The 13,913-nt window shown below is 53.7% G+C and carries 14 protein-coding genes and 4 pseudogenes; 8 read left to right on the forward strand and 10 right to left on the reverse strand.

Annotated features, from left to right (window positions below):
- Positions 1-179: 179 nt before the first annotated feature.
- From ACR0AM_RS14410 to ACR0AM_RS14430, 5 genes and pseudogenes are all read right to left on the reverse strand, one after another.
- A complete protein-coding gene (locus tag ACR0AM_RS14410; RefSeq protein WP_480623274.1) occupies positions 180-680 on the reverse strand; it encodes a GNAT family N-acetyltransferase in 501 nt (166 codons plus the stop codon).
- A 412-nt stretch (positions 681-1,092) separates the two neighbouring features.
- Positions 1,093-1,325, reverse strand: a pseudogene (locus ACR0AM_RS14415) (IS6 family transposase); the annotation flags it as partial.
- Positions 1,326-1,584: 259 nt separating this feature from the next.
- Positions 1,585-2,265, reverse strand: a complete 681-nt coding sequence (locus ACR0AM_RS14420; RefSeq protein ID WP_480623275.1) for a glutathione S-transferase family protein — start codon at positions 2,263-2,265, stop codon at positions 1,585-1,587.
- 17 nt (positions 2,266-2,282) lie between these two features.
- Positions 2,283-2,828 (reverse strand): thioredoxin family protein, encoded by a 546-nt coding sequence (locus tag ACR0AM_RS14425; protein WP_480623276.1) that lies wholly within the window; start codon positions 2,826-2,828, stop codon positions 2,283-2,285.
- A gap of 107 nt (positions 2,829-2,935) precedes the next feature.
- Positions 2,936-3,517 carry a TetR/AcrR family transcriptional regulator gene (locus ACR0AM_RS14430; protein WP_480623277.1) on the reverse strand — a complete coding sequence of 194 codons (582 nt, stop codon included), beginning with the start codon at positions 3,515-3,517 and terminating at the stop codon, positions 2,936-2,938.
- 99 nt (positions 3,518-3,616) lie between these two features.
- On the opposite strand from ACR0AM_RS14430, the gene ACR0AM_RS14435 reads away from it, so the two are divergent.
- The 5 genes and pseudogenes from ACR0AM_RS14435 to ACR0AM_RS14455 all read left to right on the forward strand — a co-directional run.
- A complete protein-coding gene (locus tag ACR0AM_RS14435; RefSeq protein ID WP_480623278.1) occupies positions 3,617-4,474 on the forward strand; it encodes a helix-turn-helix domain-containing protein in 858 nt (285 codons plus the stop codon).
- A gap of 77 nt (positions 4,475-4,551) precedes the next feature.
- A complete protein-coding gene (locus ACR0AM_RS14440) occupies positions 4,552-4,860 on the forward strand; it encodes a putative quinol monooxygenase (RefSeq protein ID WP_480474640.1) in 309 nt (102 codons plus the stop codon).
- A gap of 30 nt (positions 4,861-4,890) precedes the next feature.
- Complete coding sequence (locus ACR0AM_RS14445) at positions 4,891-5,241, forward strand: nuclear transport factor 2 family protein (protein ID WP_480474642.1); 351 nt, start codon at positions 4,891-4,893, stop codon at positions 5,239-5,241.
- 9 nt (positions 5,242-5,250) lie between these two features.
- Positions 5,251-5,742 carry a VOC family protein gene (locus tag ACR0AM_RS14450; protein WP_480623279.1) on the forward strand — a complete coding sequence of 164 codons (492 nt, stop codon included), beginning with the start codon at positions 5,251-5,253 and terminating at the stop codon, positions 5,740-5,742.
- A gap of 230 nt (positions 5,743-5,972) precedes the next feature.
- A pseudogene (locus ACR0AM_RS14455) lies at positions 5,973-6,424 on the forward strand (IS6 family transposase); the annotation flags it as partial.
- A 62-nt stretch (positions 6,425-6,486) separates the two neighbouring features.
- Here the strand turns inward: ACR0AM_RS14455 and ACR0AM_RS14460 are convergent.
- Positions 6,487-7,838 (reverse strand): IS3 family transposase gene (locus ACR0AM_RS14460; protein ID WP_480623280.1). Its coding sequence is split into 2 segments (ribosomal slippage): positions 6,487-7,502 and positions 7,502-7,838, totalling 1,353 coding nucleotides; the frame shifts between segments, so codons are not numbered across the junction.
- Positions 7,839-8,052: 214 nt separating this feature from the next.
- On the opposite strand from ACR0AM_RS14460, the gene ACR0AM_RS14465 reads away from it, so the two are divergent.
- From ACR0AM_RS14465 to ACR0AM_RS14475, 3 genes are all read left to right on the forward strand, one after another.
- Positions 8,053-8,460, forward strand: a complete 408-nt coding sequence (locus tag ACR0AM_RS14465; protein WP_480623281.1) for a universal stress protein — start codon at positions 8,053-8,055, stop codon at positions 8,458-8,460.
- Positions 8,461-8,533: 73 nt separating this feature from the next.
- A protein-coding gene (locus tag ACR0AM_RS14470; RefSeq protein WP_480623282.1) for an IS5 family transposase occupies positions 8,534-9,291 on the forward strand; the annotation gives its coding sequence in 2 pieces (ribosomal slippage) (positions 8,534-8,870 and positions 8,870-9,291; 759 coding nt in all).
- A 126-nt stretch (positions 9,292-9,417) separates the two neighbouring features.
- Positions 9,418-9,873, forward strand: a complete 456-nt coding sequence (locus ACR0AM_RS14475) for a hypothetical protein (protein ID WP_480520140.1) — start codon at positions 9,418-9,420, stop codon at positions 9,871-9,873.
- 143 nt (positions 9,874-10,016) lie between these two features.
- Here the strand turns inward: ACR0AM_RS14475 and ACR0AM_RS14480 are convergent.
- From ACR0AM_RS14480 to ACR0AM_RS14495, 4 genes and pseudogenes are all read right to left on the reverse strand, one after another.
- Positions 10,017-11,288 (reverse strand): annotated as a pseudogene (locus ACR0AM_RS14480) (IS3 family transposase).
- A 52-nt stretch (positions 11,289-11,340) separates the two neighbouring features.
- Positions 11,341-11,502: pseudogene (locus tag ACR0AM_RS14485) on the reverse strand (transposase); the annotation flags it as partial.
- A gap of 178 nt (positions 11,503-11,680) precedes the next feature.
- On the reverse strand, positions 11,681-12,970 hold the full coding sequence (locus ACR0AM_RS14490; RefSeq protein ID WP_480623283.1) for a nucleotide disphospho-sugar-binding domain-containing protein: 1,290 nt from the start codon (positions 12,968-12,970) through the stop codon (positions 11,681-11,683).
- 7 nt (positions 12,971-12,977) lie between these two features.
- Entirely contained in the window at positions 12,978-13,901 is a 924-nt protein-coding gene (locus tag ACR0AM_RS14495; protein ID WP_480623284.1) for a GntR family transcriptional regulator, read from the reverse strand.
- Positions 13,902-13,913: the final 12 nt, after the last annotated feature.

Genomic DNA, 13,913 nt, shown 5'->3' on the forward strand with positions numbered 1-13,913 from the left:
CCCGGTGCTACAACGGTGCTACGCTACGGAGCAAAGAACAGCTATCAAAGCGCTCTCATTCTGACGCTACCTGAAGCCGACTCTTACCCCATCATGAAAACCAATACCCCCCACCGTCAGTGCTGTCAGCACCGTCAGCCAAAACCGCGAGTGTCGGCTCAGAGCCCATACCTACCATTTCAGTCTCTACGGAGGTCCATCATCATTTCATGCCACCGCACCCCACCGTGATCAGATGCGGATGGCTGAGTGTACCGATAGCCAAACTTCTCATAGAGGGGGACGTGGTGTTCTTTGCACTTAAGATGGATGGTTTCCTTTTTCGCGTCAGTCATACGCTTAACGAATTCAGACATTAGCTCGGTGGACAAGCCAAGGCCCTGATGTGCCGGATCTACTACCACTGACATAATCACGACATTTGGAGCAACCGGGTCATGCCCGATGAGTTCTTTGAAGTCTTCGTCAGACATTTCAACATCATACGCGCATCCGCTGTTTATGAAGCCAACGATTTGGTTGTCGACTTCCAGGATTAAAAAGCCTTGCGGATACTCAACGATGCGCTTGGAAATTTTTTCATGTGTCGCTGCCTCATCGCCGTCGTATGCTAGCGTCTCAATTTCAAAGCAGCGGGTTGCATCCATTGGTGAAGCGTTGCGAAAATTTTGGTTGCTCATGCCCATAGTCAATCTGTGAATAAATCAACGATAAGGCTAGTCGATTGTTCGGTTGAAAGCCAGTTCATGAGGAACGGCAGCAAGTCCCGCATAGCAGACGAAGGTTAAACCCGGCATACGCGACGGCAACCCCCGATTCGCCAACTCAGTGTATAGCCAGTTCGCCATTCGGCCGGTCTCATGCTCGTCGCAACGGATGGTATCGACGTAGTCGCGCAATGCCGCATATTTCACATCCGGGTCCGTTATTTCCCTAACCGAAGATAAAGGACACCATTCTCGTCGAAGATACAAATCGACGTCTCGGCTTTCGAGACACCCAGTCCAACAAAACACTGTTCCATCTTGCTCTCCCATTGCTGTTCCGATGCCATCATGCACCGGCCAAGAGAGCTGCTGTTCAATTACTCAGAGTTCCGTCCATTCTCCACGAACGATCACATGGCCCTTTGCGGCGACGTGCTGCCTCAGCGATTGCACCAGAATACCGTGTTTCCCATCGGTTTAGCGTGGTGTGGTCCACTGAAACACCGCGCTCGGCCATGATTTCTTCCGGATCCCGGTATGATACGCCGTGTCGGACGTAGAAAACACCGCGAACAGGATCACATCCTTTGGATATTGCGCGCCCTTGAAGGAAATCATGAACTGACTTTCAACTGATTTTATCGAAAGTCATTCATCCGCAGCAACTAACCTCGTCAACAGCAAATGAGTCTGCAACAGATCCTCGAAAAACTCTGACGACGGTCACGCCTTGGATATGTCCGCCTCCAGGAAATTTGCGCACAGTGCCAATAGTAGAAAACTCCGATTTTAAACGATCCAGTTTTCAGGGGGCAAAGCACTTGGTTGGATCAGAGACCAGGCCGAACGCCAAATGGCAGCCCGGTGTCCTTTGTCGTCACTTTGCAAAAATTGACCGTGTCGCAGTGAGGGTTTCTTCTTTGACGCTGTCAGGCAAATGATATTGTGTGGCATGCGGGACCTGAACACCTTTGGAACATCCTTCGCGCACAGCAATGGCTGAAATCCAGCGTTGCAGATTGTCCAGGTCGTCCGCGCGAACGCCAGCCCAGTCATGTATGCGCGCCCAGCTCCAATGAGCGATATCGGCGATGGAGAATTCTCCTGCCAGATACTCGTTATCTACCAGTCTCTTGTCGAGAATTTCCAGCAGCCGACGGGTTTCATCCTGATAACGCTTGATCGCCACTGGTACCTTCTCAGGGAAGTAGCGGTAGAAAACATTCGCCTGACCCTGCATTGGCCCCAACCCGCCAACCTGGAACATCAGCCACTGCAGCACTTCTGAACGTCCCTTTACGTCAGTCGGCATCAGTTTTCCGGCCTTTTCGGCCAGATAAACCATAATCGCTCCGGATTCGAAAATCTGGAAACCACCATTGTCGTTGTCGATAATCGCAGGGATGCGACCATTGGGATTGATCGCGACAAAGTCCGGCTCTTTTTGAATGCCGGTCGTGATGTCGATCGGGTGGACCTGGTAGGGCAGGTCGAGTTCTTCGAGGGTGCAGGAGATTTTCCAGCCGTTTGGAGTTGCCCAAGTATAAAGATCAATCATTTTCCGTCCTTAGCCTGTCATCGCCATTTGATTGAGCAACCCATGCTGGGCGTTTGCCGGCGTGGTCCTTGTCCGGTCCTGGCGATCATCAGCATGGCATCCAAAAGTTCGGGGTTGCGACCGGTCGGATCACCCATCATCGCGCTGTCAATCCGACCGCGATATTGCAGTTCGCCCTTGCCGTTGAAGCCAAAGAAATCAGGAGTGCAGACCGCATCATATGCTTTGGCGACACTTTGATCCTCGTCGACCAGATAGGGAAAGCGGAACCCGAAATGTGCTGCGAATTTCGTCATCATGGGGGGGGCGTCTGAGGGGGCATAGCTGAAATCATTCGACATCACGGCCAAAACACCGATCCCGTTATCCATCAGCACGGATGTGTCCTCGGCAAGTCGTTTGGCAATGGCTTGTACATAGGGGCAATGGTTGCAAATGAATGCGACCAGAAGCCCTTTGGGGGTCAGATGATCGGAAAGGCTGTGTAATTTCCCCTGGGGGTCCGGCAGGGTAAAGGCTGGAGCTTTCCAACCGAATTCACAGATGGGGGTATCAAGTAGCATCGCGGAAATGCTCCTTATGCTGGAGTGGAACAGGTTTTCGCAGTTTTAGAACGATCGGTATAAACAAGTAAAGTCTAAAACGATCAGTCAAATCAAGTTCCCGATGATCAGTCGAGCAAACGTTTTGCCTGATCTGCGACGGCTTGCAGTGTTTCCTGGGTGAAATCGCCTCGGCCCATAACGCGCATGGCCAGCACGGCACCCATCAGCGCTTTGGACGCGGCCTCGGCGTCGACCCCAGTCGATATTTCACCTGTCACTTGCCCCGCCCGTAAATTCTGTAAAAAGAAATCTTCGAGGTCATGCAGGCCGTTCATCACCACATTGCGCACGTCATCCCCATGAGTCGGAAGTTCGACAAGCGTATTCACCAGAAAACAACCGCGTTTCTGGGTGTCGGCGAGCGTATCTTTCACAGTGCCATCCATTAGCGCAATAATAGCATTGCGAGGGGTGTTTTCCACCGACAGGCGCGTCAGCCCTGCGCGCCTGTTTTGGCGGTCGTATTTAAGCAGAGCCCGCAAGAACAGCTCTCTCTTGCCGCCAAACGCATTGTAAAGGCTGCCTTTGTTGATACCCGTGCCTTCAACAAGGTTGGAAATCGATGTCGCGTCATAACCGTGTTTCCAAAACAGAGCGGTTGCTTTGTCCACGGCCTGTTCTTCGTCGAAATTTTTCTGCCAGGGCATTGAGCGGACTCCGGAACAGTAGCGCTTATCCGACAATATTTTGACTGATCGGTACAATCAATAGTATATTGGCGGGAAATCTTTGAAGGGAGGTGTTGCATGACTAGGCCAGACATCATTCCGCTGCACAAGCTGAAGGCGCATGCAGCAAGCCATTTTGCGACGCGTCCCCTGGCGCAGAGGCTGGCAGCGGCCTTCCGGGATGCACACTATCGGCCGAATGAACTTCACAGGCATGATTATTTTGAACTGTTTCTTCTGAGCGATGGTGGCGGAACCTGTTCCATTGAGGGCACAGATCACCAGCTTGACCCCGGTACGGTTCTAACGTTGCCGCCCGGTGTTGTGCATGGCTGGACTGACCGCCGGGAACTCGATGGGTTTGTGGCCCGCGTCCCTTTGCATCTCGGGTTTCACATGCCCGTTCTTTCGGACAACGAGGTTTTCGCCCTTGCCTTACCGCGACGTCTGCGCGGGCATCTGCTGTCGCTGATGAACTGGATCACGGAGGAGGATGAGAGCCGCGCGCAACGCCGTCAACCGTTACAGCAGCAGCAATGGCGGCTGTTTCTTGATTGTGTGGCCTATGAACAGAATATGCGAAAGCCAGCCGCTCAAAGAAGGCAGACTAGGCCGGATATGTTTGGCGCTTTCCTGACGCTTCTGGAACGCAAACACCACTTGCGATGGGGTGTACAGGATTATGCGAATACGTTGTCCGTCAGTCGAAGCAGGCTTTTGCGGATTGTACAGAAGCGGGCTGGCTGTTCTCCGGCCGATATGATTAGGGCTCGGACGCTGAAAGAAGCGGAGCGTCTGTTATTGGTTTCCAAAAAAACCTGCGCCGAAATCAGTGACGAGTTGGGTTATTCCAGTCAAGCACAGTTTTCGCGCTCGTTTTCGGCGCAACACGGTATGTCACCCAGCCAATATCGCAGCAAAATGGCAAATCTCTGACGCAAACAGCTAAAGACTGCCCATCTCAACTTTATTAGCCTTGAGAGCTCAACATTGGCTCTTAAGGAGAAATACGAATGAGCAACGATGTTCTCGTCGTCATCGCCATCGTCAAGGCAAAGCCGGAAAAAGCGGATGAGTTGTACCATCTTCTGGTCGACCTGGTCGCACCGACCCGGGCCGAAGAAGGTTGCATCCGATATGAGATGAACGTTTCGGACGACCGTTTGACTTATGTCTTCACCGAGCAATGGGCCAGCAAACCTCTTTGGGAAGCACATATGGAAACGCCGCATCTCGAAGGGTTCAAAGCGGTCATGGACGACCTGGTCGATGGGTTCGAACTGCACACGCTCAATTTGGATCCGGTCAACTCAAGCCTCTGAACGTAAGCGGAAAAAGGGAGGAAACTACAGATGTCTCGTACACCGAAAGAGATCTTCATGCACCACCTGGAAACCCTTGGTGGGCGCGATGTCGACGGAATCGTCGCCGACTATACCGATGAGTCCGTGGTCGTGACCGGCGAACGCGTCTACAAGGGAAAGGCGGAGATTCACGAGTTCTTCACCAAGTTGCTGGCCCACCTGCCAGAGGCGGAATGGGGCCTGCACAAGGAGATTTACGAACAGGACACGCTTTATATCGAGTGGAGCGCGAAGTCGCCCACTCATAACGTGACATCGGGCGTTGATACATTTGTCTTCCAGGACGGAATGATCCGCGTTCAAACGGCTTATGCGCCGTTGATCCGCACAGGGATCTGAGGTGTTCCGATGCAAGTCACAGGCGTGTTCCATATTTCGATCAAGACCCAGAAGCCTAATGCGACAATGCGTTTCTATACCGAAGTTCTTGGTATGGAAGAAGCTCCTCGTCCGCCATTCGAGTTTCCTGGGTTTTGGCTGAAACTCAACACTTCGGTTGGAGAAGTGCCGATCCACTTCTATACCGGTGACGCGGCATTGAACAATGATGGATCAGCACCGGAAGGGACTGGCTGCATCGACCATCTTGCATTCTCTGTGCATGGTTTTCAGGAAATGCGCGAACGCTGTCAGCGTCTTGGTGTAGACTACCGGGAACGGCGCATTCCTTCGCTGACACTGGTGCAGATGTTCATGTACGATCCGAACGGAGTTCAGATCGAACTGAATTTCAACTCGAACAGCGAAGAACCACTTCCGGAAATAAACCCGGAGAACTTTCCCCGTGCTGGCGGACAGTGGTTTGATCCTGCTTCAGTCGCGCACTGGGGGCAGGACTAACGCTAAAGCAGGGGAGCCTGCCCAGCGGGTGGGCTCTTTTGATATGTAATCTGAGATGCTTAACTGGAAGAAATGCGGAACGGTGGGGTAATCGAAGCATTGACAAAAATGATCTGTTGAATTCTGCGCCTTCCATGTGCTCGTTTCGGGGATGTGTCGCAAACTCTGGGGTTTAGTTGACGCGCATGCGTGATTTGAGGTTTGTACTCGTCGAATAGGTTTTTTTGAGCATGATCTCATTGAAGGGCTGTCATTTCCCCAAGGATGCAGTTTTGTATGCTGTGTACTTCTATCTGCGATACACGGTGTCGTATCGGGACTTAGAAGAAATCCTGGTAGAACGCGGCGTTCAGGTGGACCATGCCACTCTCAACAGGTGGGTTGTGAAGTATTCACGATGATCGCAGCAAGAGCGCAATCGAAGAAACGCCCAACGCTGAACTCCTGGTGCATGGGCGAGACCTATATTCGTGTTCGCGTCAATTGGATGTACCTTTACAGGGCCGTCGACAAGGCAGGAAATACCCTTGATTTCATGCTGTCCGAGCGCAAGAACCGTCAAGCTGCCGTCAGGTTCTTTGCCAAAGCTCTGTCTTCAAATGGAATCCCGAGCAAGACCGTCATCGACAAGAACGGTGCCAACACCGCCGGAATCAAGGCCATCAACAAGTGTCCGTTGTCAGAGTTTTTCGGAATGGGTTGGTGTTTTCGTAACGGAGGCTCTGGTTCGGTTTCTGTTTGAGTTTAAGCGGCAGCGGATTGGTGCTGCAACCTACGTTTTCGGAATGTCTGTTTCTTGATCTCCTCTCTCATTTTCAGGATCTTCGCACCCTTGGCGTAATAGACGTCGGCCGGGGTCAGGTTGGCCAGGCTCTCGTGGTAGCGATGGTTGTTATAGTGGTCGACGAAGGTGCCGATTTGTCGTTCGAGGTCCCCAGGCAAGTAGTAGTTCTCCAGAAGAACACGGTTCTTCATCGTCTGATGCCACCGCTCGATCTTGCCCTGGGTCTGCGGGTGATGCGGTGCGCCGCGAACATGATCCATGCCTTTGGCATCAAGGTAGTCGGCCAGGTCGGCAGCGACGTAGGATGAACCATTATCACGGAGCAATCGTGGCTTCTGGACGACCCCGGCCTGATTACACCCTGATGCTTCCAACGCCAGCTCCAGCGTGTCGGTCACATCGGCTGCCTTCATCGTCGTACAGAGTTTCCACGCGATGATGTAACGGCTGTAGTCGTCGAGGATCGTGGACAAATAGAACCAACCCCAGCCGATGACCTTGAGATAGGTAAAGTCGGTCTGCCAGAGCTCGTTGGGGCGCACTGTCTTGTCCCTGAACTCGTCCGCGGCACAGATCACCACATGAGCCGGTGCGGTGATCAGATCCTCGGCGCTGAGGAAGCGGTACACGGATGACTCCGAGACAAAGTAGCGCTTCTCATCAGTGTATTTGACCGCCAACTCGCGTGGCGTAAGGTCTTCGTGCTCCAGGGCAAACTCCACAACATCCTCGCGGATGTCGTCCGGGATGCGGTTCCACACCGACTTCGGTCGGGGAGATCGGTCTGCCAGTGCATCAACGCCGCCTTCGACCCACCGCGCATACCAATCGTAGTAGGTGCTGCTGGGGCTACCGAGCATCGACAGCGTCTGCCTGACCGGCAGGTGCGAAGCTTCCACCGTGCGGATGATCTCAAGCTTCTCTGAGGCGGGGTATCTCATGCGTCGTCCTCCCCATCCCCGATCATGCTTTTTTTGAGCAGTCGGTTCTCGAGCGTCAGCTCAGCAACGACTTCCTTTAGGGCCAATGCTTCAGATCGCAGAGCCTTGACCTCAGGTGCCGTCGCCTGGCGGGCGGTGTCACCGACCAGCCGGTTCTTCCCAGCGTCAAGGAACTCCTTCGACCAGGAATAGTACAGGCTCTCGGCAATGCCCTCGCGGCGGCATAGCGCGGCGATGTTCTCTTCGCCCCGCAGGCCAGCCAGGACAATCCTGTTCTTTTCCTCGGCCGAGTACTGTTTGCGGGTCTTGCGTTTGATGCCGCTGACCAACTTGTCAGCGGCGTCCTTCGATGTTCCGGACTTCTGGTTCATCTTCGCTCCATAATGGCTTCGATGAACCAGAAATCCTCCGTTGCTCAAACCCCTAAATCTGTCCGGTGGGTGCTGACGTCAGACAGAGAAAACAGTTGATGATGTTACAGCCCCTACAAAGAGGGGGGGAAATCTTCAAAGTCTGAACCTGTTTAAGTTTACTGCTGACGAATAAACCAGATTGAGATCGTGGGAGCGGTAGAGAGGAGGTCAAATGTACAAGAACATCCTGATCCCGGTCGCTTTGGACCAAGAACACGACACTCAAGCATCGTTTGAGGCCGCACGCCAATTGGCTGATGCAGACGCTGTATGTACCGTAGTGCACGTCCAAGAGCCTATCCCGGCATATGTGAGGTCTCAGATTCCAAGCGAAGTGCTTGCAGATACGTGGCACGGAATCCTGGAAAACCTGCATCAGACAGCTTCTGAAATTCCAGGCGCGGAGACTCCGCTCATCTCTGGGCATGTGGGCAGGGCTATTGTCGATTTCGCAAATCAGAGTAGCGTGGATTGTATCGTATTAGCTTCGCACAAGCCTGATTTCGAGGACCTATTTCTAGGTTCCTCTGCGAACAGAGTCGTGCATCACGCAAGGTGTTCGGTTCACGTAATTCGTTGATCCAAGGTTAGGGTCAGGACCCATTGATTTCTGTGTAGCGGCATGATTGACGGCTCGAAAAACGAGCGGTGATATGTCTGATCTTTTCTGGTTGTCCGACGCGCAGATGGCGCGTCTTGAGCCCTATTTTCCCAAATCTCATGGTAAGCCACGTGTCGATGATCGGCGTGTGTTGAGTGGGATTATCTTCATCAATCGCAATGGCTTACGCTGGCGCGACGCGCCTGCAGCTTATGGCCCGCACAAGACGCTTTACAATCGATGGCAGCGATGGAGCGACAAAGGCATCTTTGCCGAGATGATGGCCGGCCTGGCCGCCGGGCATGGTGAAGAGAAGACCGTGATGATCGACGCAACGTATCTCAAAGCCCACCGAACCGCGACCAGCATGGGCGTGAAAAAGGGGGGAGCGGTCGCCTGATTGGCCGGACCAAAGGTGGTATGAACACCAAGCTTCACGCCATTTGCGACAGCCAGGGACGACCGCTCGACCTCTTCATCACCGCCGGACAGGTCAGTGACTATATCGGCGCACGGGCATTGCTGGGCGGTTTGCCAAAGGTCGAATGGCTGCTCGGAGACCGAGGCTACGACGCCGACTGGTTCAGAGATGCGTTGAAAGACAAAGGGATACGCGCTGTTATCCCGGGGCGAAAACAACGCAAGAAGCCCGTCAAGTACGACAAGCGGCACTACAAACGCCGCAACCGTATCGAGATCATGTTCGGCAGGCTCAAGGACTGGCGGCGTGTGGCGACCCGTTACGACAGGTGCCCAAAGGTCTTCCTGTCAGCCATCGCTCTCGCGGCCATCGTCATCTACTGGCTTTGAAACTCAATGAGTCCAGGCCCTAGCGACACAACCATATAACTGTATTCTACCGTAGGCTACATCCTATCACCCCGAACCAAACGCCATCTCCATTTTTGTATCGATAACCAATAATGGAGTTGGGAAATGTCACAGTTTCGGAAACTGATTTCTCTTAGAGGAACGTATCCCTCCACTACAGCATCTACTCAAGATCTCTTTTTGCGTGCAGCTGACTTCGCAAGACGCAAAGACCACCCACTGTGGATCGATGTGAATGGCGTTTCGAAGGCATACGTTGCATTTGAGCAGGCTCTTGAAGATGCATTGATCAATGCAGCCTGCGAGACAAATGAAACTAGCCCAGAGAGATTACGCAAATTCTTCGGCGATTTCGTTTCGAAATTTGCCTTGGCTTGCCCTCGCGGGGAAGAGTTTTTGCCCGACATCGCTCGCGTCCTTTTTAAAGATAGCGAACTTAAAAATTCATTGGCTGCAACAGCTATATTGAAAGTTCGCGGCCGCGATTGCCAATTTCAGGAAGACTTTCATAGCGCCGGGCGCCAAGTCTATGGGGGCTACGATCCGCAGTTCGGACAGTGACGCAAGCGATGCAGTCTCTGGAACTACCTGCAAGTTACGTCGATTTATGGGTCATAATTTTATTGAAGTCGTTACTTGTGCGTTTCCAGACGGTTCAAAAGGGCTGAACCGCCCCGGTTTTCCCGGAGACCGATTACTCTGTTTCAGGCGACTTTATCGGACTCATTGCACTGTTCATAGAATGTCTCCTCGGCTTCTACTGGCGAGATGTTTCCGATGGGTTGCAGCAGGCGGCGGTTGTTGAACCAGTCGACTCATTTGAGGGTTTCCCATTCGACAGCATCGGCGGTTTTCCACAGCCCTAACCGGTGGATGACCTCGGCTTTGAACAGGCCGATGATCGTCTCGGCCAGAGCATTGTCGTAACTGTCGCCGGCGCTACCGACCGAGGGCTCTATCCCGGCCTCGGCCAGCCGCTCGGTATAGCGGATCGACACATATTGGCTGCCCAGGTCGCTGTGATGGATGAGATCGTCACCTAGTCGCCGTTCATAGAGCGCCTGTTCGAGGGCATCCAACACGAACAGGGTCTGCGGGGAACGTGACGCTCGCCAGCCAACGATCCGGTTGGCGAAGGTGTTGATCACGAAGGCCACATAGACAAATCCCTGCCAAGTCGAGACATAGGTGAAGTCACTGACCCGGAGCGTGTTTGGGGCCGGTGCCCGGAATTGCCGGTTCACCTTGCCGCGCGGGCATGGCAGTGCCTTGCCCGGCCGCGTTGTTTTCTGGGCCTTGCCGCGAACAACGCCCTGTATGCCCAACTGTCGCATCAGCCGTTCCACCGTGCAGCGTTCCACATCGAAGCTTTCGCGGCGCATCTTATGCCAGACCTTGCGCACCCCGTAGACCTTGAAGTTCTGATCCCACACCCTGTGCACTTCGCGCCGCAGGACGGCATCCCGTTTGGCGCGATCAGATGCACGATCCGGATCACGGACAACGGCCAGATGGTCGTAGAAGGTCTAAGGGGCGATCGGCAAAACCCGGCAGATCGGCTCGACCCAATACTCGGCCCGGTGATCGCCCCCTCTCGGGACATTGCGTCCCGCAATGCCTAGCCGGGCAGTGGATATACCCGATCATCGTTTCAGTGGGCGGTCGAGCTCCGCCTGAGCAAGATACGCGCTGGCCTTTTTTAGGATCTCATTGGCCTGACGCAGCTCCCGCACTTCGCGTTCCAGTTCCTTGATCCTGGTCCGCTCTTCCGACGTCACACCATCCCGGCGGCCAAGGTCAGTTTCCTCCTGCTGAACCCAACGCCGCAATGTGTCCCGGCCACAGCCGATCTTCGGCGCAATCGCCTTGATCGCTGCCGCCTGACTCTCATAGCTGCCTTGATTGTCGAGCACCATCCGCACGGCCCTTGCGCGTGTCTCAGGTGAATAGTGGTTCGCTCTATTGTCTCTTTCCATGGCTCCAATCCTTCCTCGATTTGGAGCCTCCGGAAAACTCGGAGCGGTTCAACGGTCGGCCAGTCGAATTATAGAACAGAACAAGGTGTCGACGGATATCAGACAGTTCGACGAACCGGTCTATACCTCGAAGAATATGGTCTTGCGGAACATGATCCTCAATCGAGAATTCGTAGAACAGTGACCCTTGTGTATGCTGCCTTGGCCCCATCATCGCTCATTCTCCCGTTCAGTACGGACATTGAATCAGCGACTTGTGCCTCAATCAACGAAGAGTTTTTCGCCAGAATATGCCCAAAACCGACACTTTAGGTTCAGTGACTACGAGTTCGTTGCGATGTTCCCTTCCATCCTTAATTACAAAACGGATGACCGACGGGACAAAACTAGATTCAGTTAGGTTTTACACAATCCAGAATTTTCTGAGCAGCTAACTGAACCGACTTTCTCAACCGCATGAACTCTGAGTTCGCCGCCAGCCGGGCCTTTAGCTCAGCGTCCCCAAGTAGTCGGTTAATCGCATTCTCCAGCTGCTCCGGCGTCCAATCCCACCGATTCAACCTGAGCCCGACACTGGTTTCAACTGCTCGCTGGGCGTTATCGTGCCCGTCCCAGCAATAGGGGAGGATCAGCGACGGGGCCCCGAAATACAGCGCTTCGCAAAAGCTGTTGTTACCGCCGTGGTGGATAAACAGATCGCATTGTTCAACCACGGAAGGCTGCGGGAACCATTCCTGCAGATGAACATTGTCTGGTACTCTGGAATAGGCATCGATCTGGGCCCCGACATTGACCAGAAACCTCATGTCCATTGTCTTGAATACGTCGAACAGGCTTTCAAAGAATGTGACATCCATAGCACCCAGGCTACCAAAACTTACATACACCAGAGGCCCATCGTTACGGGGCATCTGAGGTACACGGTAGGGACCTTCTTGGCGTACGCAGCCTTCGAGAAAGGTGAATTGTCCAGGACTCAGCGCCTGATCACGATCGTGGCGAATTATCGATGGCGCCAAAAGAAGGTTTTGATGCGGTGATGTTTCTAGGAACTCACCATTAGGCAATAGCTCAAGTCCCCGATCCTGGCGAAATTTGTTGTAGCGAGCATGAATTGGGCCAAGGGTCTCCAGGTACTGGTCCCGGAATGCCGCGCACCCGGCCAAGTCAGATGCCGGCAGGCCGGACAGGTACGGCGGTAGGCAGTTGTCTGGCAACTCGGTTTCCGCGCAAGAAATGACCCTGACCCATGGGCGCTCGGATCGTACGATGGCTGGGAACATGATGACGTTGTCGAGAACGACGACATCCGGGTTGATCCGCTCTAGCGCCGTTTCCAACCCCTGCTCAACCGATTCCGCAGTCTCGACGATTGCGCTCCAAACGGGCTCTACATAGGTGGCCAGTTGGTCAGTTGGGAGCATGCTAAAATGCGGTAGGTGATGACTCAGGAATTCCTGCCAATAGGTCTGGGTTTCCTCTTCTGTCAACTTTGATTGAACTGGGACGGCGAACTCGTCAAAACCGTAATCTGCGAATACGCCACCAAAGCCACCGTGGGTCAGGAAAACGGGGAGTGCGCCCATTGCGCGAAGCTCCTGAGCGATCCCCACACAATTCAGTGCAGCCCCAAAACTAGCTTCAGGGAAAAAAGCGATTAAAGGTGCTTCCTCGCGGTTCATCATTCACTCATCGGATTGACCCGCGGGTCGCTTGGACAAGCGCCGGCGCGCCACGATTGGCGACGCTGGGTCTTTGGTTCATTGAAAGCCGCAAATGAACCCTCATCTGATCCGCCGCAAGATCGAAATGACCCTGCTCGATGAAATCAAGTATGCGCAGATGTTCATCAAGCGCCTGCCTCATCCGAAAGTCGATCATACCGAATGATCCGCCTGGCAGGTGGCGCAACCCATGATGGGCAATGAGAGCAGAAGCTAGATACTGGTTGCCGGACGAACGAGCGATAAGCTTGTGAAAGGCAAGATCCGCGTCTTGGAATTCCTGGCTGTTGAAGGAGTTTTCCGACTGCGCCAGAAGCGCTTCGGTTTGGGTGCGGACCAGATCGGCGCGCTTGGTGTCCAACTTGAAACCGTCGGACAGAATGGCCTGCGGTTCCAGTATTAGACGAAATTCGTAGCTCTCAATCCGTCCTGAACGGTCTCCGGGCATGCGAGTGAACACCCAGGATTGGCCTTCGGCTTTCTGAATCACGCCTTGGGCTAGGAGAGCTTCGAGCGCACGCTGTGCAGCGCTGCGGGAAACTGAATATCGCCGGATCAGGTCTGTGACATTGATGGCGCCGTCCAGGCGTCGGGCTCCGCGATCTCGTAGGATGTCACCAGCGAGATCGGCACCTGCTCCAACCGAATGCTGGTTGAGTATCGAATGCCCCTTTTCGGGTTCGCATTCTAGGACAAACCCACCTTCTGCCGCTTTGCGTGCCATCCCCTCTTTTTCCAGTAGCCTCAATGCGGATCTAACTGGAGTGCGAGAGACGCTGCACGAATCAGCAAGGGTTTTTTCCACCAGCCTGTCGCCCTGATGCAAGTCGAGATCCATCGCAACGTCCAGTATTTTTTGAGCAAGTTTCAAGTGTTTGCTTGGCGACATAACAAGGCGGCT

The organism is Ruegeria sp. AD9 (assembly GCF_056542305.1).

What these genes read in the sequence shown, in the direction of transcription:
- ACR0AM_RS14410 (WP_480623274.1), bottom strand. Translation starts at nt 680, where the DNA reads ATGAGCAACCAAAATTTTCGCAACGCTTCACCAATGGATGCAACCCGC.
- ACR0AM_RS14420 (WP_480623275.1), bottom strand. Translation starts at nt 2,265, where the DNA reads ATGATTGATCTTTATACTTGGGCAACTCCAAACGGCTGGAAAATCTCC.
- ACR0AM_RS14425 (WP_480623276.1), bottom strand. Translation starts at nt 2,828, where the DNA reads ATGCTACTTGATACCCCCATCTGTGAATTCGGTTGGAAAGCTCCAGCC.
- ACR0AM_RS14430 (WP_480623277.1), bottom strand. Translation starts at nt 3,517, where the DNA reads ATGCCCTGGCAGAAAAATTTCGACGAAGAACAGGCCGTGGACAAAGCA.
- ACR0AM_RS14435 (WP_480623278.1), top strand. Translation starts at nt 3,617, where the DNA reads ATGACTAGGCCAGACATCATTCCGCTGCACAAGCTGAAGGCGCATGCA.
- ACR0AM_RS14440 (WP_480474640.1), top strand. Translation starts at nt 4,552, where the DNA reads ATGAGCAACGATGTTCTCGTCGTCATCGCCATCGTCAAGGCAAAGCCG.
- ACR0AM_RS14445 (WP_480474642.1), top strand. Translation starts at nt 4,891, where the DNA reads ATGTCTCGTACACCGAAAGAGATCTTCATGCACCACCTGGAAACCCTT.
- ACR0AM_RS14450 (WP_480623279.1), top strand. Translation starts at nt 5,251, where the DNA reads ATGCAAGTCACAGGCGTGTTCCATATTTCGATCAAGACCCAGAAGCCT.
- ACR0AM_RS14465 (WP_480623281.1), top strand. Translation starts at nt 8,053, where the DNA reads ATGTACAAGAACATCCTGATCCCGGTCGCTTTGGACCAAGAACACGAC.
- ACR0AM_RS14475 (WP_480520140.1), top strand. Translation starts at nt 9,418, where the DNA reads ATGTCACAGTTTCGGAAACTGATTTCTCTTAGAGGAACGTATCCCTCC.
- ACR0AM_RS14490 (WP_480623283.1), bottom strand. Translation starts at nt 12,970, where the DNA reads ATGAACCGCGAGGAAGCACCTTTAATCGCTTTTTTCCCTGAAGCTAGT.
- ACR0AM_RS14495 (WP_480623284.1), bottom strand. Translation starts at nt 13,901, where the DNA reads ATGTCGCCAAGCAAACACTTGAAACTTGCTCAAAAAATACTGGACGTT.